19 protein-coding genes and 1 tRNA gene are annotated in these 23,735 nt (G+C 62.9%); 8 read left to right on the forward strand and 12 right to left on the reverse strand.

Annotated elements, in window-relative coordinates:
* Position 1 precedes the first annotated feature (1 nt).
* The 3 genes from WC585_RS09580 to WC585_RS09590 all read right to left on the reverse strand — a co-directional run bounded on the left by WC585_RS09580 (position 2) and on the right by WC585_RS09590 (position 4,601).
* Entirely contained in the window at positions 2-352 is a 351-nt protein-coding gene (locus WC585_RS09580; RefSeq protein ID WP_373257645.1) for a GFA family protein, read from the reverse strand.
* A complete protein-coding gene (dnaE, locus tag WC585_RS09585; protein WP_373257691.1) occupies positions 352-3,831 on the reverse strand; it encodes a DNA polymerase III subunit alpha in 3,480 nt (1,159 codons plus the stop codon). Before dnaE ends, WC585_RS09580 begins: the two co-directional genes overlap by 1 nt.
* Positions 3,832-4,019: 188 nt before the next feature.
* Positions 4,020-4,601 carry a response regulator transcription factor gene (locus tag WC585_RS09590; RefSeq protein ID WP_373257647.1) on the reverse strand — a complete coding sequence of 194 codons (582 nt, stop codon included), beginning with the start codon at positions 4,599-4,601 and terminating at the stop codon, positions 4,020-4,022.
* Between the two features lie 273 nt (positions 4,602-4,874).
* Between WC585_RS09590 and WC585_RS09595 the strand changes: the two genes are divergently transcribed.
* Both WC585_RS09595 and WC585_RS09600 read left to right on the forward strand, forming a co-directional pair.
* On the forward strand, positions 4,875-5,360 hold the full coding sequence (locus WC585_RS09595) for a hypothetical protein (protein WP_373257649.1): 486 nt from the start codon (positions 4,875-4,877) through the stop codon (positions 5,358-5,360).
* A gap of 59 nt (positions 5,361-5,419) precedes the next feature.
* A complete protein-coding gene (locus WC585_RS09600) occupies positions 5,420-5,536 on the forward strand; it encodes a hypothetical protein (RefSeq protein ID WP_373257692.1) in 117 nt (38 codons plus the stop codon).
* A gap of 15 nt (positions 5,537-5,551) precedes the next feature.
* On the opposite strand, the gene WC585_RS09605 is transcribed toward WC585_RS09600, so the two are convergent.
* The 9 genes from WC585_RS09605 to hrpB all read right to left on the reverse strand — a co-directional run bounded on the left by WC585_RS09605 (position 5,552) and on the right by hrpB (position 17,063).
* Positions 5,552-6,241 carry an ABC transporter ATP-binding protein gene (locus WC585_RS09605; protein ID WP_373257694.1) on the reverse strand — a complete coding sequence of 230 codons (690 nt, stop codon included), beginning with the start codon at positions 6,239-6,241 and terminating at the stop codon, positions 5,552-5,554.
* A gap of 58 nt (positions 6,242-6,299) precedes the next feature.
* Positions 6,300-7,601 carry a lipoprotein-releasing ABC transporter permease subunit gene (locus tag WC585_RS09610; protein ID WP_373257651.1) on the reverse strand — a complete coding sequence of 434 codons (1,302 nt, stop codon included), beginning with the start codon at positions 7,599-7,601 and terminating at the stop codon, positions 6,300-6,302.
* Positions 7,598-8,914 carry a proline--tRNA ligase gene (gene proS / locus WC585_RS09615; protein ID WP_373257653.1) on the reverse strand — a complete coding sequence of 439 codons (1,317 nt, stop codon included), beginning with the start codon at positions 8,912-8,914 and terminating at the stop codon, positions 7,598-7,600. Before proS ends, WC585_RS09610 begins: the two co-directional genes overlap by 4 nt.
* Before the next feature lie 73 nt (positions 8,915-8,987).
* Entirely contained in the window at positions 8,988-9,248 is a 261-nt protein-coding gene (locus WC585_RS09620; protein ID WP_373257654.1) for a DUF1467 family protein, read from the reverse strand.
* Positions 9,248-9,673, reverse strand: a complete 426-nt coding sequence (gene mce / locus WC585_RS09625; protein ID WP_373257656.1) for a methylmalonyl-CoA epimerase — start codon at positions 9,671-9,673, stop codon at positions 9,248-9,250. The genes WC585_RS09620 and mce overlap by 1 nt, the downstream gene beginning before the upstream one ends.
* 68 nt (positions 9,674-9,741) lie before the next feature.
* Complete coding sequence (locus WC585_RS09630; protein WP_373257657.1) at positions 9,742-12,315, reverse strand: TonB-dependent receptor plug domain-containing protein; 2,574 nt, start codon at positions 12,313-12,315, stop codon at positions 9,742-9,744.
* A 183-nt stretch (positions 12,316-12,498) separates the two neighbouring features.
* Positions 12,499-13,440: a translation elongation factor Ts gene (gene tsf, locus WC585_RS09635; RefSeq protein ID WP_373257659.1), complete on the reverse strand. Its 942-nt coding sequence runs from the start codon at positions 13,438-13,440 to the stop codon at positions 12,499-12,501.
* A gap of 94 nt (positions 13,441-13,534) precedes the next feature.
* Complete coding sequence (gene rpsB / locus WC585_RS09640) at positions 13,535-14,446, reverse strand: 30S ribosomal protein S2 (protein WP_373257660.1); 912 nt, start codon at positions 14,444-14,446, stop codon at positions 13,535-13,537.
* 154 nt (positions 14,447-14,600) lie between these two features.
* The gene (hrpB, locus tag WC585_RS09645) at positions 14,601-17,063 is read right to left on the reverse strand and encodes an ATP-dependent helicase HrpB (protein WP_373257661.1); all 2,463 of its coding nucleotides are present in this window, start codon (positions 17,061-17,063) and stop codon (positions 14,601-14,603) included.
* A gap of 194 nt (positions 17,064-17,257) precedes the next feature.
* Between hrpB and WC585_RS09650 the strand changes: the two genes are divergently transcribed.
* The 6 genes from WC585_RS09650 (at position 17,258) to WC585_RS09675 (ending at position 23,714) form a co-directional block, all read left to right on the forward strand.
* Entirely contained in the window at positions 17,258-18,916 is a 1,659-nt protein-coding gene (locus WC585_RS09650; RefSeq protein WP_373257662.1) for an amino acid permease, read from the forward strand.
* A gap of 95 nt (positions 18,917-19,011) precedes the next feature.
* Positions 19,012-19,096, forward strand: a tRNA-Leu gene (locus WC585_RS09655).
* Positions 19,097-19,241: 145 nt separating this feature from the next.
* On the forward strand, positions 19,242-20,315 hold the full coding sequence (locus WC585_RS09660) for a PA0069 family radical SAM protein (RefSeq protein WP_373257664.1): 1,074 nt from the start codon (positions 19,242-19,244) through the stop codon (positions 20,313-20,315).
* A gap of 112 nt (positions 20,316-20,427) precedes the next feature.
* Positions 20,428-21,339, forward strand: coding sequence for a sulfate adenylyltransferase subunit CysD (gene cysD / locus WC585_RS09665; protein WP_373257665.1), 912 nt, complete (start codon positions 20,428-20,430; stop codon positions 21,337-21,339).
* Positions 21,340-21,386: 47 nt separating this feature from the next.
* The gene (cysN, locus tag WC585_RS09670; protein ID WP_373257666.1) at positions 21,387-23,228 is read left to right on the forward strand and encodes a sulfate adenylyltransferase subunit CysN; all 1,842 of its coding nucleotides are present in this window, start codon (positions 21,387-21,389) and stop codon (positions 23,226-23,228) included.
* An 81-nt stretch (positions 23,229-23,309) separates the two neighbouring features.
* The gene (locus tag WC585_RS09675; RefSeq protein ID WP_373257668.1) at positions 23,310-23,714 is read left to right on the forward strand and encodes a DoxX family protein; all 405 of its coding nucleotides are present in this window, start codon (positions 23,310-23,312) and stop codon (positions 23,712-23,714) included.
* Positions 23,715-23,735 lie beyond the last annotated feature (21 nt).

Raw genomic sequence — 23,735 nt, forward strand, 5'->3', positions numbered from 1 at the left:
GTCAGAAACTGCGCCCGTCCACACGCTGGGCGGTCCAGCTCCATGGTTGGACATCGATCAGCGTCCGCACATTGACGGCCACCATCGGCTCGCCGTTCGGGGCCACGCCGCTTGCAAAGGCCTGAACGCCGCAGGTCTTGCAGAACAGGTGAGTGATCTTGTGGGTGTTGAAGGTGTGCTCGCTCAACGCGCCTTCGCCAGCCGTCTGGCGAAAGGCGTCCGGCGAGACGAAAACCAGAGCCAGCCCCTTGCGATAACAGTGCGAGCAGTTGCACTCGAACACACCGTCAAGTTCGGTCTCGACTTCATAGGCCACCGACCCGCACTGGCACGAACCCTGATGTGTCGTCATCACGCATCCTCCAACAGCACCACGCCGGGTGCCGATTTCAAAGCCCCGCGTAAGGCTCCGTCCAGGCGATAGCGCCCAGGCAGCTTCATCTCGATCTCGCGTCGTCCGGACGACGGCGTATCAACGGCGGCGATCAGGGACACTTCCCCGCCCTTGCCATTGGCCTTGGCTCGGTCGAGACGGCTCTTCAAGGCCTCGACAGCCTCAATCGTCTGGGTCGAGACGTGAATACGCAGCCCCATGGCCCCGTCATCGATCAGGGTGTCCAGACGGCTGGCGTCGTCGCCGAAAAACCGGACCTCGCCATCCGCGCTCTTGGCCCGGACCCGAACCATGATCGACGCCCCGACCTCCAGGATTTCGCGGCACTTGCGCAGCTGTTCCGGCGGGAACAGGCATTCGAACTCACCGGTCGGGTCCGAGAAGGTGACGAAGGCGAACTTTTCGCCCGACTTGGCGCTGGCCCGCTCCTGACGACGGCGTACGACACCCGCCATCATGAAGGCTTCGTGCCCACTTTCGGCCAGGGCCGTGGCCTCGGCGACAAAGGTCACACGCTTGCGTTTCAGCGCTGCCGCCATGTCCTCCAGCGGGTGGCCGGACAGGTAGAAACCGACGGCGGACAGTTCCTGATCCAGCCGCTCCGGTCCCATCCAGGGCTCGACCGGCTTCAGCCGTGGCCGCGCTGCGCCCGCCTGATCGCCGCCGAACAGCGACACCTGTGACGAGGCCCGTTCCGCCGCCACACTCTGGCAATAGGCCATCAGGGTGTCGGCCTGTTCGACCAGCTGGCGGCGGTTGGTGTGGAAGCTGTCGAAGGCCCCGGCTCGTGCGAGGTTTTCCATCGCCCGCTTGTTCACGAACTTCGGATCGACCCGCTCCAGGAAATCGAAGATGTCGGTGAAGCGCCCGCCGGTTTCGCGCACCTGAACCAGGTGCTTCATGGCCTCAAGGCCAACATTGCGGATGGCCCCCAGCGCGTAAAGGACCGAACCGACCTTGGTGCCATCCGCCTGCTCGTCCCAAGCCACATCGAAATCTGCGGAGGAGCGGTTCACATCCGGTGATTTGACCGGTACTTCGAACCGGCGACAATCCTGATAAAATACAGCCAGTTTGTCGGTATTGCTGAGATCGAGCGACATGGACGCGGCCATGAATTCGACCGGATGCGTCGCCTTCAGCCAGCCGGTCTGGAAGCTGATCAAGGCATAGGCGGCGGCGTGTGACTTGTTGAAACCGTAGCCTGCGAACTTGGCAACCAGGTCGAAGATGTATCCCGACTGAGTTTCCGAGACTCCCTTTTCGGACGCGCCCTTGACGAAGCGGGCGCGCTGAAAGTCCATCTCCTCCTTCTTCTTCTTGCCCATGGCCCGGCGCAGAAGGTCAGCCTCCCCCAGCGAATAGCCCGCCAGGATCTGGGCGATCTTCATCACCTGCTCCTGGTAGATGATGACGCCATAGGTCTCGGTCAGAACCTCGGTCAGGCTGGGATGCAGATAGTCGACCTCCTGCCGGCCGAACTTCCGGTCGATATAGGTGTCGATCATCTCCATCGGGCCGGGGCGATACAGCGAGATCAGCGCCGTGACCTCTTCGATAGAGCCACAGCGCATCTTGCGCAGGGTGTCGCGCATGCCCTGGGATTCCAGCTGGAACACGCCGACTGTCTGCCCCGAGGCCATCAGTTCATAGGTCGCCGGATCGTCCAGTGGCAGGGCGTTCCAGTCGGGCGCGGCCCCGCGACGCTCCAGATACTGACGCGCACGATCCAGCACCGTCAGGGTCTTCAGACCCAGGAAGTCGAACTTGACCAGACCGGCCGCCTCGACCCATTTCATGTTGAACTGGCTGGCCGGAATGGTGGACCGCGGGTCTTGGTACAGGGGGGCCAGTTCGACCAGAGGCCGATCGCCGATCACGATACCGGCGGCATGGGTCGAGGCGTTGCGGTACAGCCCTTCCAACTCCAGCGCGGTCGACAGCAGGGTCGCCACCGACGCCTCATTATCGCGCGCCTCGCGCAGGCGGGGCTCGATCTCGATAGCCTGGGCCAGGGTCACGGGGTTGGCGGGGTTGGCCGGCACCATCTTGGCCAGGCGGTCCACCTGACCCAGCGGCATCTGCAACACGCGGCCGACGTCCCGCAGCACGGCGCGTGCCTGAAGTGTGCCGAAGGTGATGATTTGGGCGACCCGGTCGGAGCCATAGCGGTCCTGAACGTAGTCGATGACCTCCTCGCGCCGCTCCTGACAGAAGTCGATGTCGAAGTCGGGCATGGAGACCCGCTCGGGATTCAGGAACCGCTCGAACAGCAGGCCGAACCGTAAGGGATCCAGATCCGTGATGGTCAGGGCCCAGGCGACCAGCGACCCGGCCCCCGATCCCCGCCCCGGCCCCACCGGGATCCCGTGCGTCTTGGCCCATTTGATGAAGTCCGACACGATCAGGAAATAGCCGGGGAAGCCCATTTGCTGGATGATCCCGACCTCCCATTCGAGACGGGTCCAGTAGTCGGCCTCGGGCGCGGCGGGCACGACCTGTTTCAGCCGCTCTTTCAGCCCCTCGCGGGCTTGATGCATCAGTTCGTCTGGCTCGGACCGCCCTGCCCCGGCATCGAAACGTGGCAAGATGGGCGCGCGCGTGGGGGCCAGGAAAGCGCAGCGCCGGGCAATGTCGATCGTGGTGTCGCAGGCCTCGGGCAGGTCGGCGAAGAGCTCGCGCATGGCTGCCGCCGGCTTGAACCAGTGCTCCGCCGTGATCTTGCGACGGTCGTCCTGCCCGACGAAGGCACCGTCAGCGATACACAGCAGGGCATCGTGCGACTTGGCCTGCGCCGCCTTGGCATAGTGGACGTCATTGGTGGCGACCAGCGGCGCGTCATGGGCATAGGCCCAGTCGACCAAACCACGCTCGGCCTGTTGCTCGCTGGCCAGGCCGTGGCGCTGAAGCTCGACATAGAAGCGGTCGCCGAACCCTGCCTGCATGGCCGCCAGGGCCGCCTGACCTTCGGCGGCCTTGCCCTGGACGAACAGGGGATCGACCGGCCCGTCTGGCCCGCCCGACAGCAGCAACAGACCCTCGGAATGGGCGACCACCTTGTCCCACGGCACGCTGGGCTCGTCGGTCGCACCGGCATCCAGAAACGCTGAAGACGACAGGGCCGACAGGTTCAGCCAACCGGCCTCGTTCTGAACCAGAAGAACAACGGTCGGCACCTTGGCCCAACGCTGATTGATCTGCCCGCCTATGCCGGTCACCGGCAGGGCGCATCCCAGAATCGGCTGGACGCCTGCGGCCTTGGCCCCTTCGCTGAACTCCAGCGCTCCGAACAGATTGGCCCGGTCGGTGACACCGACGGCCGGCATGCCCGCGTCCGCCGCCAGGGTCGAGACCTTGCCTGCCTTGATCGCGCCTTCCAGCAGCGAATAAGCGGAACGGACCCGAAGATGGACGAACTGGGCAGATGCAGTGGCGATGGCCTGGCTCTCCTTGAACAGGCCCATCTTACCGACTCACTGAATCAGATAGGCGGCCTGCCAAGTCATCCAGACGAAGCCGCCGCACGACGCAAGCGACAGCATATCTCTCGTCCAACGCGCCATGATCTTGTCCCCAGATTGAATGTTGCCTGTATGTTCTATGTTGCGGCTTTGTTCTCGTCAAGTCAGTCAGGGATAAACCCTAGGCGCGTTAGCGCGGATGCTAGGGCAGCCGTATTGGGCGATTGAGTCTTGCGAAGCAGGCTACCCCGAAAGAATTCCACAGTACGGGGGCTCAGGGAAAGGGACTGAGCGATCTGCTTTGTCGTGCGTCCCGCGACAATCAGATCAGCCACCTGCCGCTCGCGCCGAGTGAAGGTCAGAAAATCTTGCGACGGGGTTTTGGCAAGAGCCAGAAGTGCACGTTCCACCGCAGCGATCAGTCGCTCCGGATCCGAAGGTTTTTGAAGGACGTTATCGACGCCCAGGCGCATCGCATCGACCGTCGTCGTCACGTCCACGAATGCGCTGATCAGTATGACGGCATGCCGACCAAGGGCACAGAAGGCTGCGACCAGATCGAGGCCCTCTACACCCGGGATTTTGAGATCGACGACGATACAGGTCGGCTCGGCGTCGGAAGCCCACATCAAGGCATCGAGCGGATCGGTGAAACCGACCGGGTCGTATCCACTTACCCGCAGCGCAAGCATATGAGTCTGCAAGATCGATGGATCATCATCGATGATCAGAATTTCCCTGTTCATGAGGCCAGGCCCTAGAGCCTGCGAAAGGGAGCGATGTCGATGGGACGGGTCTGTAGCAGAGAGCCTGGGGTCGGCTTTGGGCGTGGCATGGTCGAAATCACAGTCACTCTTCGTCCCCTGTCCGGGTACTTTAGTCCTGACCTCGAGATCATGACAGACCGACGTTACAGGGCAGGGGCCCTCATCGAAACCTCGTAGTCACACGCAATTGCTGCCGTGGTCCGTGACGTCTAACCCGGGCTCAAAGGCCTGTTGACGGGCGACGGGCTCGGCATGAACGACTTCTATGCAGTCATACTGTGGCTGGCCTCGTGGTTGGAGCCGGATAGCGATAACCGCCTCGACCTCCGCTCATTCCAGCCGGAGATCGACGATACAGCCTCAGGGGCCATCGTGACGGTGGCATCGGGTCATCTGATCATGCTGGAGGGCGAAGCGGCTCAACTAAAAGCATTGATTGCTAAGCTGGAAAGGCGACACGGCGCCAAATTCAAACTCCTCGGCCATCGATCCATCGGCGCAAGAGCCAGGCTACCGCTCGTCGTAAATCCTGCACGCCTGTTGCCCCCCGAAGCTGAGTGGATCGACCAAGCCCTCGGCGTGGGATTGGCGGACCCTATCGAACTGGAAATGCTCCTTCGATGGGCGGGCCATCGTCAGATGGAGATCGCACTTGGCACACTAGGCGAAACCGCCTGGCGACATGCCTCCGTGTTTCCATTTCGGTCACCCAGAGCATCGACGGCAAATTTGCTGTAGGCGGGGTTTGACGCCGCCCTGCCCGCCACTCGGCGGCAGGCGTCATGAAAGACAAGCGCATGGCCAAGGGTCAGGTCCGCAGCAACAAGGAAGTCCGCAAACCTAAGGCGGAAAAGGCCAAGCTGCCCGTCAGCGTGGGCAGTTCGCCCTTCACAACACCGCCGGGCAAGAAATAGCCCGGCACGAAGGGCTCAGTAGGTCTGGCTTTGCGCCGGACGCTCTTCCAGATGGCCGTCTCTCAAGGCGAAGACGCGGTCCATGTGACCGGCCAGCTCCATGTTGTGGGTGGCGATCAGGGCGCCCACGCCGGTCTGCTTGACCAGATCATGCAGCGCCTCGAACACGGTCTGGCTGGTAGCCGGGTCCAGATTGCCCGTCGGCTCGTCGGCCAGCAGCAGGCGGGGCCGATTGGCCAGGGCCCGGGCCACGGCAACGCGCTGACGCTCGCCACCAGACAGCTCGGACGGCTGATGCGTCAGCCGCTCACCCAGGCCCAGGCTGGTCAGAACCTCATCGGCACGTTTGCGGGCCTGCGGAAGGCTGACGCCCGCGATCCGCAGCGGCAGGGCGACGTTGTCGCGCGCGTCGAACTCCGGCAGCAGATGGTGGAACTGGTAGACAAAGCCGATGCTCGCCAGGCGGATATGCGTCCGTTCGCGCTCGCTGAGGGAGCCGACATCTTCGCCGTCGAAGCGTATCTTGCCTGACGTCGGCCGCTCCAGCAGGCCCGCAGCATGCAGCAGCGACGATTTCCCAGACCCCGATGGGCCTATCAGACCGACGATCTCGCCTGGCATAATGTCCAGGTCGACGCCTTTCAGCACCGTGAGCCCGCCCGACGCAGTCGGATACGTCCGCGTCACATTGCGGGCCGAGAACACCGCTCCTTGGGGATAAGCCTGTGGATTACCATGTATGGAAGCGTCGGGGGTCAAGGTCTCACTCATAACGCAGCGCCTCCACCGGATCGAGCTTGGCCGCCTGCCAGGATGGGATCAGACCTGCGACGCAGGACATGAAGGTGGACCACAACGTGACCCAGAACACGTCAAGAGGGTCCACCAGCGCTGGCACGGCGTCCAGCATATAGACGTCTGCATCAAACAGCTTGGTCTGGAACACCCACTCCAGAAAATGCTGGATCGAGCCGATGTTCAGGCAGAACAGCAGACCCAGCGTAAGGCCCGTGATCGTGCCGGCCACACCGATCGTCGCCCCGGCCATAAAGAAGACCCTCAGCATAGATGACTGACTGGCTCCGATGGTGCGCAAGATGGCGATGTCTCGCGTCTTGTTCTTCACCAGCATGACGATGCCGGAAATGATATTCAGGGCCGCAATGGCGACGACCAGGCCCAGGATGATGCTCATGGCCACCCGCTCGACCTTCAACGCGCCCCAGAAGGCGGCCAGGCGATCGCGCCAGTCGGTGACGAAGGCCCCTGCCCCCGCCGCGTCCCGCACGGGCGCGATCATGGAACCGACCTCGTCGGGTTTGGCGACCTTGACGTCGATGACGTCCCAGACGCCCTCCTTGCCGAAGAACAGCTGTGCCTGTTCCTGCGGCATGAAGATGAAGGCCCGGTCGAAGTCTGCCGTGCCCGAGGTGAACAGCCCGCCAATGCGATAGCTCTTCTCCAGCCCACCCAGATTGCCGAACGCGCTGTCGGCCCCCGTCGGGGAATACAGGGTGATGGCGTCACCAACCCGCAGGCCCATGCCCTCGGCCAGGGCCCGGCCGATGATGATGTTGTCGCCGCCATAAGCACCCTGCCCGAATGTGCGGCGGGCCTCGGGGGCCAGGCTGTCATAGACATAGTTGAGCGAGCGCAGGTCGTCCGGGCGGATGCCCTTGACGATGGCCCCTGTCGTCATGCCGCCGGCCCGCACTAGGCTCTGGGCCTCGATCATGGGGGCGGCGCTGATGACGCCGGGCACGGTTCTGATTCGGTCCAGCGCCGCTTCGCGATCCGGCGAGTTCAGAATCTGACCCTGGACGTACATGTGGCTGTTGAAGGACAGCATCCGGTCCAGCAGGGTCGAGCGGAACCCGGCCATGATGCTCATCACTACGATCAGGGCCATGACGGCCAGAGCGATGGCGACGAAGGAGATGACGGCGATCATGGCGATCCCGCCCTCCTTGCGCTTGGCCCGCAGATAGCGCAGCGCCAGCCCGACCTCCCAGGCCGAGAACGGCCCGGCCGGCTTCGTGGCCTTGGCCACAACTGCGTCGGTCATGCCAGCAGCCTCGAGATCGCTTCGTCCAGTGGCACGGACGTCTTCTCGCCCGTCGCCCGACGCTTCAGTTCGACCGTGCCCTCGGCCAAGCCCTTGGGCCCGATGGTCAGCTGCCACGGCACACCGATCAGGTCGGCCCGCGCGAACTTGCCGCCCGGACGCTCGTCGGTGTCGTCATACAGCACCTCGCGGCCGGCAGCTTCCAACCGACGAACGGCCTCGTCGCAGGCCGCGTTCACGGCCTCGTCGCTGTTGCGCAGGTTGATCACCGCCACATCGAACGGGGCCACGGCGTCGGGCCAGATAATGCCCCCCTCATCATGGCTGGCCTCGATGATCGCCCCCAGCAGGCGCGACACCCCGACGCCATAGCTGCCCATGTGGACCTCTGTGTCCTGACCGTCCGGCCCGGCGACCCTGGCCTTCATCGGCGCAGAGTATTTGGTGCCGAAATAGAAGATATGGCCGACCTCGATGCCGCGCGCTGTCAGGCGATCTGCCTCAGGCGTCTGGGTCTCGAACTGGGCGGCGTCGTGCATTTCTTCGGTCGCGGCGTACAGGGCCGTGCGCTGGTCCACGACAGCCTGCAAATCGTTCCAATCGACGTCTGAACCGGGAACGGGCATTTCCGCCAGCCTGCGGTCACAGAAGACCGCGCTCTCGCCCGTCTCGGCCAGCACGATGAACTCGTGGCTCAGATCGCCGCCGATCGGCCCGGTGTCGGCGCGCATCGGCACAGCCTTCAGACCCATCCGCGCGAAGGTGTTCAGATAGGCCACGAACATGCGGTTGTAGGCCTTGCGCGCCGACGCCTCGTCGATGTCGAAGCTGTAGGCATCCTTCATCAGGAACTCGCGGCCGCGCATCACGCCAAACCGCGGCCGGCGCTCGTCGCGGAATTTCCATTGGATGTGAAACAGGTTCAGCGGCAGGGCCTTGTAGCTCTTCACAAAGCCCCGGAAGATGTCGGTGATCATCTCTTCGTTCGTGGGCCCGTAAAGGAGTTCGCGCTCGTGCCTGTCGGTGATGCGCAGCATCTCGGGCCCATAGGCGTCATAGCGCCCGCTCTCGCGCCACAGATCGGCCAGTTGCAGGGTCGGCATCAGCAGTTCGACCGCGCCTGCTCGCTCCTGCTCCTCGCGCACGATCTGCTCGATCTTGCGCAGCACCCGCAGGCCCAGCGGCAGCCAGGCATAGATGCCCGCAGCTTCCTGTTTGATCATACCCGCACGCAGCATCAGCTGGTGGGAAACGATGGTGGCGTCAGAAGGCGCCTCTTTCAGCGTGGGCAGAAAATAGCGCGACAGGCGCATGGGCGAGAATCCGGCAATCAATCAGGGACAAGTGCTTTAGCCGGGCGACGGGGGCGAAAGCTAGGCCACCACCTCAAACGGGCGGCGCGAGATCCGGCAAGGGCATCCAGCCGATGTAGACCAACGCCATGACCACTAGCCAAACCAAGGCCGAGACCCAGCTGGTGGTGATGAATTTTCGCTTCAGATTCGGCGCTTCGGGTGCGCCCCACTGACGGCCGTCGGTCGGCGGCTCATGCACTTCGCGCGACGTCCCCAGCGGCAGGACGGTGAACAGCACCACCCACCAGCAGACGACGTAGATGGCGAACATCGTGACGGGACCGATCGGCATCAGTGCGCTCCTTCTCTGGGCGTTTCCATCAGTTCGACCAGCACGCCACCCATGTCCTTGGGATGCAGGAACAGGATCGGCGTCCCGTGCGCCCCGATGCGCGGCTCGCCCGTACCCAGGATGGTCGCACCCTTGGTGCACAGCGCATCACGCGCAGCCAGAATATCTTCGACCTCGAAACAGATGTGATGCTGCCCGCCCTTCGGGTTTTTGGCCAGAAAGCCGTGGATCGGCGAATCGTCGCCCAGCGGCTCGATCAGTTCTATCTGTGCATTCGGCAGGTCCACAAAACATACCCGCACCCCCTGCGTCGGCAGGTCGAACGGCGGATGCGCTTGGGTGGCTCCCAGCAGGTCACGATACATCGCGACGCTAACCTCGATGGATGGCGTGGCAATGCCGACGTGGTTCAGTTTTCCGATCATCACGCGGACTTAGCGGGTCTGTCGAACCGCGCAAAGGGACATGGATCGTCGCAGGCAGATGCGCTCGATCAAAACCGATGCCTTATGCCCAGGCTGATGACCCGACCGCGTGGATCGGCGACGACCGGATCATAGCCCAGGGCAAACTGCGCCAGCGGTGGGTCGCTATCCGCCACGTTCTCCACCGACAGCGACAGATCCAGCGACCGCGTCAGGACATGGCTGAAGTGCATGTCGACCATCGTCGATGCCTCGATGCGCGCATCGGTGATGCCCGCACGATCGTTGCGATAGCGCCCGGTATGGTGCGCCAGAGCGGTAATCGTATCTAACGCCCCTCTCCAGGATAGCGCCAACTCGCCTCGGTTCCTTGGCAGCGAACGCCCGAGAGTGTTCAGGTTCGTGGAACCGACGCCAGAGACCCTGCGGGCCCCCTCCGCCACCTGAATGTCGTAACGATCGACGTAGGTCCAAGTGGCAGTGGCCGACAGTCGTCCGCCGGCCACTTCGCGTTCGTAGCGCGCGGACAGATCCAACCCACGTGTCTCGACCGAAGACGCATTGATGAAGCGCAGGGCCACGAACGTCAGAGCGCCGCTGGGCGAGCGCGTCACCTGCATCTGGGCCGGGGTTCCCGTGCGTCCAGCGGCATCATCGGCGGCCGCAGCGTCGATCACGGCCTGGGCCGACGGCTTGACGATAAGTTCGCGGTAATCGATCCGCCAGGCATCAAGGCTGAACGTCAGCGCCTCACTGGGCTGCCAGACCGCACCTAATGACAGGGTTTCAGAGCGTTCCGGCTTCAGGTCCGGATCGCCGGACGCCAGCGTGTTCACAAAAACGAAGGCTCCCCGATCGAACACCGAAGGCTGCGACGCCTGTGCCCCGAACAGGGTGTAGACCGAAGGCGCACGGAAGCCCTGGCTCCATGATCCCTTGATGCTCAGGCTGTCCATCGCGCTCCAGCCGAACGCCACGCGCGGACTGACGGCGTCTTCTCCGCCTTCATAAGCCTCCTGTCGCACGGCGAACTGGGCATCGAACGTCTGGCCCAGGCTCAGGCGCGCTTCAGCAAAGGCTGCGGCCACAGCCTGATCGCCCTCGAAATCGGGAGAAAACCCTGCCGTCAGCAGGTCGCCGGCGTTCACCAGGTCGCTCCAGTCGTGACGCAGGCCACTCTGCCGATACTGCAGACCAAGCGCGAGATCGAGCGTGCCTCCGGTCCAGTCTGCGACACGCCCCGAGGTCTGGGCATCGAGCGTCAGCAATCGGGCCGCCCCTCGCAATCCGGTAGAACCGATCAGACTGTCTATCAGCGCCGGATCGTTGGTCGTTCCGGTGCCCAGAATGGCGCTGCCGAATGGGTTGAAATAGCGACAGTTGCCCGCGCCGGGCGAACCGCGGATCCTGTCGCAATCCGGTCCGCCAAACCCTTTTAATGCCGCATCGAGCGCGCTGCCGATCACATCCGGCTTGTCATAGGCGATGTGCTGACGACTGGCCGTGGCATCCAGGGTCCAGTTCCAACCTGACGCCAGCCGACCCGACAATCCGGTCGACAGACGCCAGGTCCGGTAGTCGAAATCCGCGACCGACGCCCCCGCCTCTGCCCCCAGCAGCCGCCCTCGAAACAGCACATCCTCACCGAAGGGGTTGTCCGGATGACTGGCTGGAACGACCGGACTGCGCGCCAGAATAGGCAATGACGGCGACTGTCTCGCCCGCGTGTGGGTCGCCGCCCAAGCCCCCTGAAGATGGAAACTCAGATCGCCTATCGGACGTCGATAATCGGCGAACAGATGCGTCCGCTCTTCCTCCGGCGACAGATCGAAGAAATCGGAATAGTCCAGGCGACAGAAGCTGTCGCTCGGCCCATTTCGAAAAGCGCTGGCAAAGGCCGCGTTGTCACAGTCGGGGTCTGGCGCGAACCGACCCTGGCTCGGTCTGAAGTACGATCCGGGCTGGCCATAGCTGGTCACAGCCGTCCACGGTGCCAGACCATAGCGTTCGGCCTGCGTAAAATCGCGCTCGTCCGACCCGATCGAAGACCGTCGCAGATGCGATGCGGCCAGCACCAGTTGGCCGCCACCCAGCGAAAAGCCGGTGAGAGCCTCGATCGTCGTCTCATCGCCTCCATCCGCGATGGCCTGGCGTACTCGAACCTCCGGCCGCATTGGCCCCATTCGGGTCACGAAGTTCACCACCCCGGCGACCGCATCCGAGCCATAGATGGCCGAGGCCCCATCTTTGATCACCTCGACCCGCTCGACTGCGATCACCGGCACCAGAGCATTGATATCGACGAACGTGGAACCGTCTGTGGCCACCGCCGCACTGGTCGTCCAGCGCGTCCCATCGACCAGCACCAGCGTCGACCCCAGTCCCAGATTGCGCAGGTTGAACTGCGCCGTGCCCGAGCTTTGGGGCTGGTTCAACTGATCGACGCGAGCCTCGGACCCCGAGTTTGCCGTCAGCAAAGTCAGTAGTTGCGCCGGCTCTGCGACGGCCACGCGGTCCAGGGTTTCGCGATCGATCACCTGAATAGGGGCCACACGCTGCCCCCCCGCCAGACGCGAGCCGGTCACCACCACATCGTCCAAGGCGGTCGGATCGGCGCTTTGCGCAGCGACTTGCGACGCCATGGCCCAGCATGCCGCCGCGCTTGTAACCAGCAGCAGTCTGGTCCGCCGAATCGTCTCTGGATGTCTCATCGCGGCGCTATAGCGACTGCCTCGAGAATTGCCGCCCCCTGAACGCAAAAGAGGCCGGTGACACATCGCCACCGGCCCATTCATTTCGTTAGTTCAGCCGCAAGGCTGGCTCGATCAGTTGCCGCCCATCATGGAGGCGACTTCCGAGGCGAAGTCAGGACCTTCGACCTTCTCGACGCCTTCGCCCAGCGCCAGACGGACGAAACCGGCCAGGTGCAGCCCGGGCGCGCCCAGTTCCTTGCCTGTGTCGGCAACCAGCTGTTCGATGGTCACGTCCGGGTTCATGACGAAGGGCTGCTTGATCAGCACGACGTCCTTCTGGAACTTGTTGATCTGGCCTTCGACGATCTTGGCGATCATGTTCTCGGGCTTGCCTTCTTCCTTGGCCTTTTCGGTCAGGACCTGACGTTCCTTCTCGATGGCGGCGGGATCCAGATCGTCCGTGTTCAGCGACAGCGGAGCGGTCGCGGCCACGTGCATGGCGATCTTGCGGCCCAGTTCACGCAGGGCAGCCTTGTCGCCACCGCCGTGCAGGGCAACCAGCACACCGATACGGCCCACCCCGGGCGATACGGCGTTGTGGACGTAGGACGCCACGACACCTTCATCGACCGACAGGCGAGCTGCGCGACGCAGCTGCATGTTCTCGCCGACCGTGGCGATCAGGTTGGTGACCTCGTCCTGGACCGTCTTGCCGGCTTCCAGTTCGGCACCGTGCAAGCCCTCGACCGTGGCGTGCTCCAGGCCCAGTTGGGCAAAAGACTTGGCGGCGTTCTGGAACAGCTCGTTGCGGGCAACGAAGTCCGTCTCGGCGTTGAACTCGATGGCGGCTCCGACTTCACCGGCTCCGACTTCCTTCGATGCGACGGCGACCAGGCCTTCGGCGGCCACGCGGTCAGCCTTCTTGGCGGCCTTGGACAGGCCCTTGGCGCGCAGCCAGTCGACTGCGGCATTGATGTCGCCGTCGGTTTCCTGAAGCGCCTTCTTGCAGTCCATCATGCCGACGCCCGACTTGGCGCGCAGTTCCATGACGAGGGCGGCTGTGATCTCGGCCATTGTATAGCTCCTTGGGTATTCGAATGCGGGAACGGCCGGGCTGATTTAGCCCGGCCGTATGTCAGTTTTCGCCGTCAGATACGGGCGGGTCGGTTCAGACCGCGGCCTTCTCGGTTTCGACGGCGTCATTGGCGTCGGACGCTGCAGCCTGAGCGGCTTCATCGGCGACGGCCGGTTCAGCAGCGGCTTCCATATCAGCGGCGACGGCCTCCGTACCGGCCGGGGCGGCTTCGGCTTCAACCTTGGGGGCTTTGGCTTCGCGCAGCATGGGCTCGTCCGGGTTGACGGCGGCACCCAGATCCACGCCCGACTGCGAGGCACCGGCCGCCAGACCGTCGAGGACGGCATCGGCGATCAGGTCGCAATAGGTCTGGATGGCGCGGGCGGCGTCGTCGTTGCCGGGGATCGGATAGGTGATGCCGTCCGGGTCGGAATTGGTGTCCAGGATGGCGATGATCGGAATGTTCAGCTTGCGCGCTTCAAGGATGGCGATGGCCTCCTTGTTGGTGTCGATCACGAACATGATGTCCGGCACGGAGCCCATGTCCTTGATGCCGCCCAGCGACAGTTCCAGTTTGTCGCGCTCGCGCGTCAGGGTCAGCAGTTCCTTCTTGACCCGGCCTTCGCCACCAGTTTCCAACAGGGCGTCCAATTCACGCAGGCGGGCGATGGAGCCCGACACGGTACGCCAGTTGGTCAGGGTGCCGCCGAGCCAGCGGTTGTTCATGTAGTATTGGGCGCAACGCTTGGCGGCCTCGGCGACAGGATCGGCGGCCTGGCGTTTGGTGCCGACGAACAGCACGCGACCCCCCTTGGCGGCCACGTCGCGCACGGCGACCAGAGCCTGGTGCAGCAGCGGGATCGACTGCGACAGGTCGATGATGTGGATGTTGGAGCGCGAGCCGAAGATGTAGCGATCCATCTTCGGGTTCCAGCGGTGCGTCTGGTGACCGAAGTGTGCGCCGGCTTCGAGCAGCGAACGCATGGAGAATTCTGGCAGAGCCATGAGGGTAGTGTCCTTTATCCGATTGATCCGCCGCAGGCGTTGAAAGGTCAGATGACCCTCGGAACGGTGCAAACCGGGATGTCTCCCCGACTTGCGCCACGCCTGCGTGTGAAGTGCGGGCGTCTCTAGGCGCGATGGGCATAAAAGGCAAGCGTCACGTCCCGCGCGGCTTTGCACGAGACGTCGCCTCTGCAATAGCCGGGTCTTCGGGCCATGGGTGGCGGGGGTAGCGACCGCGCATCTCCGCCCGAACCGCTGCCCAGCTGCCGGCCCAGAAGCCAGGCAGGTCCTTCGTCACCTGAACCGGACGGCGCGCCGGCGACAGCAAGGCAAGGGTCAGGGGTACCGATCCGCTGCCCACATTCGGATGTTGCGTAACACCGAAAAGCTCCTGAACCCGGATGTCGACGCGCGGCCCGCCCTCGGCCGCATAGTCAATGACGGCCGAGCCCAGCGGTGTATCCAGCCTCGCCGGTGCCAGAGTGTCGATTGCCCGGTGGCGATCCCATGGGACCAGTGATCTTAATCCCTGCTCCAGTGCGGCGTCGGAGATCGCCGACAGGGCCTGAACACCCTCAAGAAGCGGCCATAGCCAGTCTTGTCGCGTCGCCAGCAACGCAGAGTTGGAAACATCCGGCCAGGTGGCGTCCAGCCCATGCAGGAAGGCCAGCCGTGCCCGCAGGCTGGCTGAGCGTTCACCCCAACTTATCTGTATCAGTTCCTCGCGCTCGACCTGTGCCTGCAAGGCCAGCGTTATTGTTGCCCGGTCAGGCGGCCCCATCACCCTCTCATCGACAACGATGGCTCCGATCCTTCGAAGGCGGCGCACGGTCATGCGCCCCGACGGCTCCTGCACCAATCGGTCTTCGACCTCGATCCGCGCCTCCAACCGTGAGGGATCGACGGGTGCGGCCAGACGGATGCGATCACGGGCATCCCCTCCCCCCATCTCCGCCACCGCCAGCCACGACTCGCGCGCCAGCACATCCGTCGGGTCCAGAAAAGCTCCGCGACCGGACGCCAACAGCACCTCTCCCGGCTTGCCCCGCGCCTTGGCGACCCGCTCCGGGAAGGCTTCAGCCAACAGCCAGCCAGCTTCAACTAAATCTGCATCCACTACCGAGGTTTCAGACCCCCTCCTTGCTGCCCTCGCCCAGCGATCGGCCATCGTCATGGCGTCTCTCGCCCGTTGCGATCGGTCACGGGCCAGACCCTGCAACCGGTCGCCCAGATCGACTGCATTCCCGCCTAGCCCAGGCTCGCTGAGCACTGCCGCAACCCTGGCCCCCAATCCGGCGTCCCCGCCATCAGCGGCCACACAGACCATATGCGCCAGCCTTGGCGACAGAGGCATCCGCGTCAGCCTCTGTCCGTGCGAGGTCAAAGCCCCCGCTTCATCCAGCGCGCCCAGTCGCCCGAGTATCGTCCGCGCCTCTGCAAACGCGCCCGCAGGTGGCGCATCCAGCAATATCAGCCCGTCCACATCGGTTCGCCCCCAGCGCGCCAGGTCAAGCGCGAACCCCGTCAGGTCCGCCTCAAGTATCTCCGGCCGTTGATGGGGCACCAGTCCTCGCGTCTGCTCCTCGTCCCACAGACGCAGGCAGACCCCTGGCTCCGTCCGGCCTGCCCGCCCTCGCCGCTGCTCGGCCGACGACTTGCTGACCTTGACCGTTGCCAGTCGGGTCAGGCCACTCGCCGCCTCAAAACGGGGCACACGCGACAATCCCGTATCGATTACAACCCGAACGCCGTCGATCGTGAGACTGGTCTCCGCGACCGAGGTGGCCAGCACGACCTTGCGGCGTCCGGGTGCCGCAGGTTCTATGGCCCGATCCTGAGCGGCTCGATCGAGCCCGCCATACAGCGTCACCAAATCAACCGTTGGGTCACGCAGCCGTTCGGCCAGCTTCTGCGCTGTGCGGTGGATTTCGCCCTGCCCAGGCAGGAAGACCAGTAAAGACCCCGTCTCCTCGCCCAGCGCCTGGACAACCGCACGCGTCACGGCGTCCTCCAGACGCTCGACCGGATTGCGCCCGAGGTAGCGCGTCTGGACCGGAAATACTCGTCCCTCGGCCTGGATCACGGGAGCAGTTGCACCGTCGGCGTCCGCCAGCAACCGCGACACGCCCGCGATATCCAGCGTCGCCGACATGACCAGCACCCGCAGGTCGTCTCGCAGGATCGTTTGACTCTCGCGCGCCAGGGCCAACCCCAGGTCCGCATCCAGGCTGCGTTCGTGAAACTCGTCGAACAACACTGCCCCGACCCCCTCCAGACCGGGATCGTCCAGAATCATGCGGGTAAAGACGCCCTCGGTGATCACCTCGATCTGCGTCTGCGGCCCGATCCGACTTTGCAGGCGGGTGCGATAGCCGACGGTCTCGCCCGGCTGCTCACCCAGCGTCGCCGCCATTCTCTCTGCCGCCGCTCGCGCCGCCAGTCGGCGTGGCTCCAGGACCAGCACGCGCTGATCGCCCAGCCACGGCTGATCCAGCAGCGCCAGTGGCACGACGGTCGTCTTGCCTGCTCCTGGCGGCGCAGCCAGCACAACGGCATTGCTGGCCACAAGCGCGGCCTTAAGCGGTTCCAGAACAGCGTGGATAGGCAGAAGGGTCATGCGACTCGACAGATGCGAGGTGCGCCAGGCGCATCCTGCGATGTGCTTTAGACGCCTCTACCAGCTTCACGAAAGCGTCGTCGGGCCTTCACCATTCCTAAACCGCGTTGCCAGCGCGGTCTTGCCCCGCTAGCGTCCGCGCCATTGAAGGTGGCCCGGGGAGGGTTCACCGTAGTATCAGGGGGCGAGACTCTATGTCCGCAGACGGCCTTCGGCCCAAGGGGAACCGCTTTTTCCTCAAGAAATCCATTGCTCAGATCCAGAAGGAAGCCGCCAAGAGCGAGCTGAAACGGACCTTGGGCCCACTCAACCTCATGAGCCTGGGCATCGGCGCCATCATCGGTGCCGGTATCTTCGTGCTGACAGGACAGGTCGCTTCGGCCCATGCCGGTCCGGCGATCATGTTCTCGTTCGTGCTGGCCGGCATCGCCTGCGGCCTTGCGGGCCTTTGCTACGCCGAACTGGCCTCGACCATGCCGGTTTCCGGCTCGGCCTACACCTATGCCTACGGCACGATGGGCGAGGTCTTTGCCTGGATCATGGGCTGGCTGCTGGTGCTGGAGTATGGCGTCGCGGCCTCGACCGTGGCCGTCGGCTGGTCCGGCTATGTCATCTCGATCCTGTCCGACTTCGGCGTGACCGAGAATTTGTTCCCGACCATACAGTACGCCGGTGGCGAAGGACCCCAGTGGGCCACGCCGCTGGTCCAGTATGTCCAGAGCGAGGCTGGCTCCAGCTTCCCGCTGACGGGAACCTTCAACCTGGTCGCCGCCATCGGCATCGCTGCAGTCTGCAGCCTGCTGGTGCTCGGCGTGTCGGAATCGGCCAACATCAACAACGCCATCGTGGTCATCAAGATCATCGTGCTGCTGACGTTCATCCTGGTGGGCGTGCAGTATATCAACCCGGCCAACTGGGATCCCTTCATCCCGGCCCAGGGCGCGACCTGGGACCAGTTCGGCGTCGGTGGCATCTTCCGTGGGGCCTCGATCATCTTCTTCGCCTATGTCGGCTTCGAAGCGGTCTCGACCGCTGCGGCCGAGGCCAAGAACCCGTCCAAGGATGTCCCCGTCGGCATCCTGGGTGCGCTGGTGGTCTGTACGCTGATCTACATGGCCGTTGCGGCTGTCATGACCGGCGTGGTGCCCTATCTGGAGTTGGCCTCGCCCGCCCCGATCGCCGTCGCCATCGATCGCATGGCCCTGACGTGGGCCAACATCCCGCTGGCCGTCGCGCCGGGTGGGCAGTTGAACCTGATCAGCTTCCTGATCAAGATCGGCGCCATCACCGGCCTGTCCTCGGTTATGCTGGTGCTGTGCTACGGTCAGACGCGCGTCTTCTATACGATGGCGCGTGACGGCCTGCTGCCCAAAGCCTTTGCGATCATCCATCCGAAGTTCCGTACCCCCTGGATCGGCACCATCCTGCTAGGCATCGTCATCGCGGTGGCGGCGTCCTTCCTGCCGATCTCCATCCTGGGCGACCTCGTCTCCCTGGGTACGGCCAGCGCCTTCGCCATCGTCTGCCTGTCGGTGATCATGCTGCGCCTGAAGCACCCGGAGATGGAGCGTCCGTTCAAGGTTCCGGGCGGCATCTTCACAGCTGTGCTGGGCATCCTGGCCTGTGCGGCCCTGGCCGGTCTGAACTTCATCCCGATGGTTCAGCACGCCCTCAACGACAACCCGCTGCCCCTGACCATCCTGGGCATCTATGCGATTGTTGGTGCTGTGGTTTACATCGCTTACGGCTATTGGAACTCCAAGCTGGCCAAGGGCATCGACATCACCGAGGAGACGACCATCACCTCACCGGCCGCCGCCTTCGGCGAGGGTGTCGACAACCAGAAGGACTGATCCTTTCAGTCCTATCGATACAGCAAAGGCCCGGGAGCGATCCCGGGCCTTTCGCTTTTGCGCGGCATCGCCTAGAGGCTGTCTCCAAGACCTATGCGGATGTGGCGGAACTGGTAGACGCACTGGATTTAGGTTCCAGCGCCGCAAGGCGTGGAGGTTCGAGTCCTCTCATCCGCACCACCTATGTTGCCCTACCGCACATCGCGCGGCGAACTTCTGCTTGAGGGCTAGGTGGCCGCCCCTCTAAGCACAGGCCGTTATCACGGTCGATAAGCGCGGCCGTTGTTGTTCTTGATTTGTTCCGTTCCGGTGCTATCCTCTTGGAATGGCTGAAGCGGAAAAGGGACGAGGGGCACGGTCGAACGCGACCGGGCGATTCGAACCGGAAACTGTTCAGGCCTTCGATGACGGCTGGACCGATCAGGATGCCGAGGCTGCGCCCCTGCGCACGACCCTGACGCCCGAGCACGCCCGGACGATCATCGCCAGGAATACCAGTCCGGACATCGGTTTCGACCGGTCAATCAACCCTTACAAGGGCTGCGAACATGGCTGCATCTACTGCTACGCCCGTCCGTCCCATGCCTGGATGGGCCTATCCCCGGGCCTGGATTTCGAGAGCCGACTGTTCTGGAAACCCGAAGCGGCGCGTCTGCTGGAGCAGGAACTCACCCGCCCCCGATACGTCTGCAAACGCATTCACATAGGCGGCAATACCGATCCGTATCAGCCGGTCGAGCGCGAGCTGAAGTCCACGCGCGGCGTGCTGGAAGTGTTGCAGCGCTTCCGCCACCCGTTCAGTATCATCACCAAATCCGTGCTGATCACGCGCGATGCCGATATCTTGGGACCCATGGGCCGCGACGGCCTGGCCTCGGCCTTCGTCTCCATCACCACCCTGGACCGGGTCTTGGCCCGCGCCATGGAACCTCGCGCTTCCACGCCCGCCAAACGGCTGGAGGCTATCTCGCGCCTGGCCGAGGCCGGGGTGCCCGTCGGTGTCGGCTTCGCCCCCGTCATCCCCGGTCTGAACGACCATGAGCTGGAAGCCGTCCTGGAGGCCGCCGCCAAAGCCGGAGCCACGACGGCCATGTACGTCACCCTGCGTCTGCCGCTGGAGATCAAGGATCTGTTCCGCGAGTGGCTGGCCGACGCCCGTCCGGACCGCGCAGCCCGCGTCATGTCCCTCATCCGTCAGACGCGCGGCGGCCGCGACTATGATCCCGACTGGAACACGCGCATGAAGGGAACCGGTCCCGTCGCCGAGCTGATCGCCACCCGCTTTCGGGCCGCAGTCAAACGTTACGGCCTGGACGCCCCGCGCCACCTGCTGGACGAAAGCCAGTTCCGGGTCCCCGCAGATGCGCGTCCCCAGCGGGATCTTTTTCTGGACGACTGAGCATCCCGGGACCAGATTGCGTGGGTTGGAACATTCAACTTGTCCATGACCTCACACCGTAACTGCATCGCCGCGCGTCATAAACGTGCGTACGTGCCAAATGAAGCATCCCATGAAGTCTCCTGCTGCACCAAAACATCTGCGGGAACTAGAAGCTCAGAGCATCCATATATTTCGTGAGATCGTCGCTGAGACCCAGAAGCCGGTGATGCTGTATTCGATGGGTAAGGACTCAGCGGTCATGCTGCATCTGGCTCGAAAGGCGTTCTTCCCTGCGGCGCTACCTTTCCCTCTGCTTCATGTCGATACCACCTGGAAGTTTCGGGACATGTACGCGGATCGCGATCGGGTCGCATCGCTGCCCGATATCGAGTTGATAGTTCACGAAAATCCTGCAGCCAGAGACCTTGGTATCAATCCTTTCGACGACGGCCCGGATCGTCACACCGCCATGTGGAAAACGGACGGCCTGAAACAGGCGCTCACTCTGCACGGCTTTGACGCCGCCTTCGGAGGGGCGAGGCGTGATGAGGAAAAATCGCGGGCAAAGGAACGTATTTGCTCATTTCGAGGCAAGGATCACCAGTGGGACCCTCGCCAGCAAAGGCCGGAACTCTGGGCGCTATTCAACACCCGAAAGAGACCTGACGAAAGTCTGCGCGTCTTTCCACTATCGAACTGGACGGAAATGGATGTCTGGCAATATGTCCGCTGGGAAGCCATTCCTGTTGTTCCCTTGTATTTCGCTTCAAACCGGCCGGTCATTGAACGCAACGGCACACTCATCATGGTTGATGATGAACGCTTTCGGCTCCGCCCCGGCGAGTCCCCTTCCATCCAATCGGTGCGCTTCCGAACTCTGGGCTGTTACCCATTGAGCGGAGCGATTCTGAGCAAGGCTTCAAACCTTGATGACGTAATTGCGGAGATGGCGGCGGCAAAAACTTCAGAACGCCAAGGTCGGCTCATCGACCACGACACTGCGACCTCGATGGAGATTAAGAAGCAGCAGGGTTATTTCTGATGTCGGGCGAGCCAGCCAGAAATCCGAATGTTCCCGATGACCGGCCCATGTTGAGGTTCATAACCTGCGGCTCCGTCGATGACGGAAAATCCACCTTGATTGGGCGGCTTCTACACGATGCCGGCTTCGTCCTGAGCGATCACCTCGCTGCCTTGAGAACGGATAGTCAGCGTTATGGCACCACTGGCCAAGATGTCGATTATGCACTGCTCATTGACGGTCTGTCAGCGGAGCGTGAACAGGGAATCACGATCGACGTCGCCTATCGTTACTTCTCCACGCCGCAGCGAAAATTTATCGTCGCTGATACCCCTGGGCATGAACAGTACACTCGAAATATGGTGACGGGGGCGTCCACAGCCGATGCCGCCGTGGTTCTGGTGGATGCGCGCAAGGGGCTGCTTACCCAGACTCATAGGCACGCCTATCTGGCTTCCTTGCTTGGCGTTCGTCATCTAATCTTGGCCGTCAACAAGATGGACTTGGTCGGCTGGTCGTCGGATGCCTTTGAGCGCATATCCCAAGAGTTCAAGACTTTCTGCGATGGACTAGAGCGGGCATCGGTCCACGCCGTGCCGATATCTGCGTCACTGGGTCAAAACCTGGTGTCGCAAAACGACAGCATGCCGTGGTACGATGGTCCCACGCTGCTGGCTTTGCTCGAAACTCTCGATACTACTTTGCCCGTCGCGACAGCCCCATTTCGACTTCCGGTCCAGTGGGTCAACAGACCAAACCAGGATTTTCGGGGCTACTCGGGTCAAATCGCCGCCGGTACGATAAGGCCTGGCGATAGAATAATGAGCCTGCCTTCCGGCATCATGACGCATGTCAGTCGATTGGTGACCGCTGATGGTGACCTGGGGGAGGCTAACATCGGCCAATCCATCACGCTGACGCTCGCTGATGATATCGATGTTGCGCGCGGGGACATGCTCTGCGCTCCAGATAGTCCGGCCGTTATGGCAGACCAGTTCGAATGTTCCCTGATCTGGTTGAGCGATGAACCCATGTTGCCGGGGCGACGATACCTGATGAAAATCGGGACGCGCTTGGTGGAGGCGACTATCTCCGAGCTGAAATACAAACTGGACGTCAGTACACTAGAGCATCATGCCGCGAAGAAGTTGGCGCTCAATGAAGTGGGATTCGCCAATCTTTCCCTGACGAGTCCGGTCGCCTTTGAGCCGTACAGAGACAACCGCGTGCTCGGAGGTTTCATCCTGATCGACCGATCGTCCAATGCGACCGCCGCATGCGGACTGATAAATTTTGCCTTGCGTCGTGCGCACAACATTTCCTGGCAGCCCATTACCATCGACAAGCGTGCGCGTGCCGTAGCCAAACACCAGAAAGGTCGGGTAGTATGGCTAACAGGCCTGTCCGGGGCCGGAAAGTCCACAGTCGCAAATCTCGTTGAACAAGCGCTACACGGCTTGGGTCGCCACACGTATTTGCTTGATGGGGACAACGTTCGTCACGGTTTGAACCGTGATCTCGGCTTCACAGAAGAGGACAGGGTCGAGAACATTCGACGTGTGGCCGAGGTCTCGCGCCTGATGGTCGATGCGGGACTGATTGTTCTGGTCAGCTTCATTTCGCCATTTCGTGCCGAACGCGATATGGCGCGGCATTTAGTGCAAGCAGACGAATTCGTCGAAGTTTACATTTCGACGCCTCTTTCAGTCGCTGAAAGTCGCGACCCCAAGGGGTTGTACAAAAAGGCGCGTGCGGGTGATCTGAAAAATTTTACGGGGATCGACAGCCCTTATGAGCCTCCGCTCGCGGCAGAAATCGTGATCGATACGACAACGACCTCCGCAAAAGAAGCGGCTTCGACCATAGTGGAATGGTTGGAGCGAACAATGAAGATAGACGATATGATGTAGTCCAAAGGTATTATCCACAACTCCGATTATTGTGTCTTTGTGAAGCTGGACTACCATCTTAGTGCATAAAAAGGAGCGAATATGAATACGGCTAGCCTTTCCGCTTTATCACCGCGCATACTGAGCGCTCTCCGGATTGTGTCGGGTCTGCTGTTGCTGCAGCATGGGACACAGAAGATTTTGCACTTCCCGCCGGGCGGTCAGGGCGGTGGCATCGATCTTTCTACCCTCGCCGGATGGTCAGGGCCGATCGAGCTGGTCGGTGGCGTCCTGATCATCCTGGGTCTCTTCACGCGAGGCACGGCCTTCATCCTGTCCGGTTTCATGGCTGTGGCCTACTGGATGGTGCATGCGCCCCAGAGCCCCTACCCTATCGTCAATCAGGGCGAACTGGCCGCACTGTACTGCTTCGTCTTCTTCTACCTGATCTTCGCCGGGCCCGGAGCCTGGGCTGTCGATAATCTCCGCGGCAAGCGCCGCCGCTGATCGAACATCCGCCGCCAGACG

This window comes from Brevundimonas sp., assembly GCF_041648055.1.
Classification (GTDB): Bacteria; Pseudomonadota; Alphaproteobacteria; order Caulobacterales; family Caulobacteraceae; genus Brevundimonas.

Coding starts and splice junctions, on each gene's coding strand:
- WC585_RS09580 (WP_373257645.1), bottom strand. CDS start 352: ATGACGACACATCAGGGTTCGTGCCAGTGCGGGTCGGTGGCCTATGAA.
- WC585_RS09590 (WP_373257647.1), bottom strand. CDS start 4,601: ATGAACAGGGAAATTCTGATCATCGATGATGATCCATCGATCTTGCAG.
- WC585_RS09595 (WP_373257649.1), top strand. CDS start 4,875: ATGAACGACTTCTATGCAGTCATACTGTGGCTGGCCTCGTGGTTGGAG.
- WC585_RS09600 (WP_373257692.1), top strand. CDS start 5,420: ATGGCCAAGGGTCAGGTCCGCAGCAACAAGGAAGTCCGCAAACCTAAG.
- WC585_RS09610 (WP_373257651.1), bottom strand. CDS start 7,601: ATGACCGACGCAGTTGTGGCCAAGGCCACGAAGCCGGCCGGGCCGTTC.
- proS (WP_373257653.1), bottom strand. CDS start 8,914: ATGCGCCTGTCGCGCTATTTTCTGCCCACGCTGAAAGAGGCGCCTTCT.
- WC585_RS09620 (WP_373257654.1), bottom strand. CDS start 9,248: ATGCCGATCGGTCCCGTCACGATGTTCGCCATCTACGTCGTCTGCTGG.
- mce (WP_373257656.1), bottom strand. CDS start 9,673: ATGATCGGAAAACTGAACCACGTCGGCATTGCCACGCCATCCATCGAG.
- WC585_RS09630 (WP_373257657.1), bottom strand. CDS start 12,315: ATGGCGTCGCAAGTCGCTGCGCAAAGCGCCGATCCGACCGCCTTGGAC.
- tsf (WP_373257659.1), bottom strand. CDS start 13,440: ATGGCCGAGATCACAGCCGCCCTCGTCATGGAACTGCGCGCCAAGTCG.
- rpsB (WP_373257660.1), bottom strand. CDS start 14,446: ATGGCTCTGCCAGAATTCTCCATGCGTTCGCTGCTCGAAGCCGGCGCA.
- hrpB (WP_373257661.1), bottom strand. CDS start 17,063: ATGACCCTTCTGCCTATCCACGCTGTTCTGGAACCGCTTAAGGCCGCG.
- WC585_RS09650 (WP_373257662.1), top strand. CDS start 17,258: ATGTCCGCAGACGGCCTTCGGCCCAAGGGGAACCGCTTTTTCCTCAAG.
- WC585_RS09660 (WP_373257664.1), top strand. CDS start 19,242: ATGGCTGAAGCGGAAAAGGGACGAGGGGCACGGTCGAACGCGACCGGG.
- cysD (WP_373257665.1), top strand. CDS start 20,428: ATGAAGTCTCCTGCTGCACCAAAACATCTGCGGGAACTAGAAGCTCAG.
- cysN (WP_373257666.1), top strand. CDS start 21,387: ATGTTGAGGTTCATAACCTGCGGCTCCGTCGATGACGGAAAATCCACC.
- WC585_RS09675 (WP_373257668.1), top strand. CDS start 23,310: ATGAATACGGCTAGCCTTTCCGCTTTATCACCGCGCATACTGAGCGCT.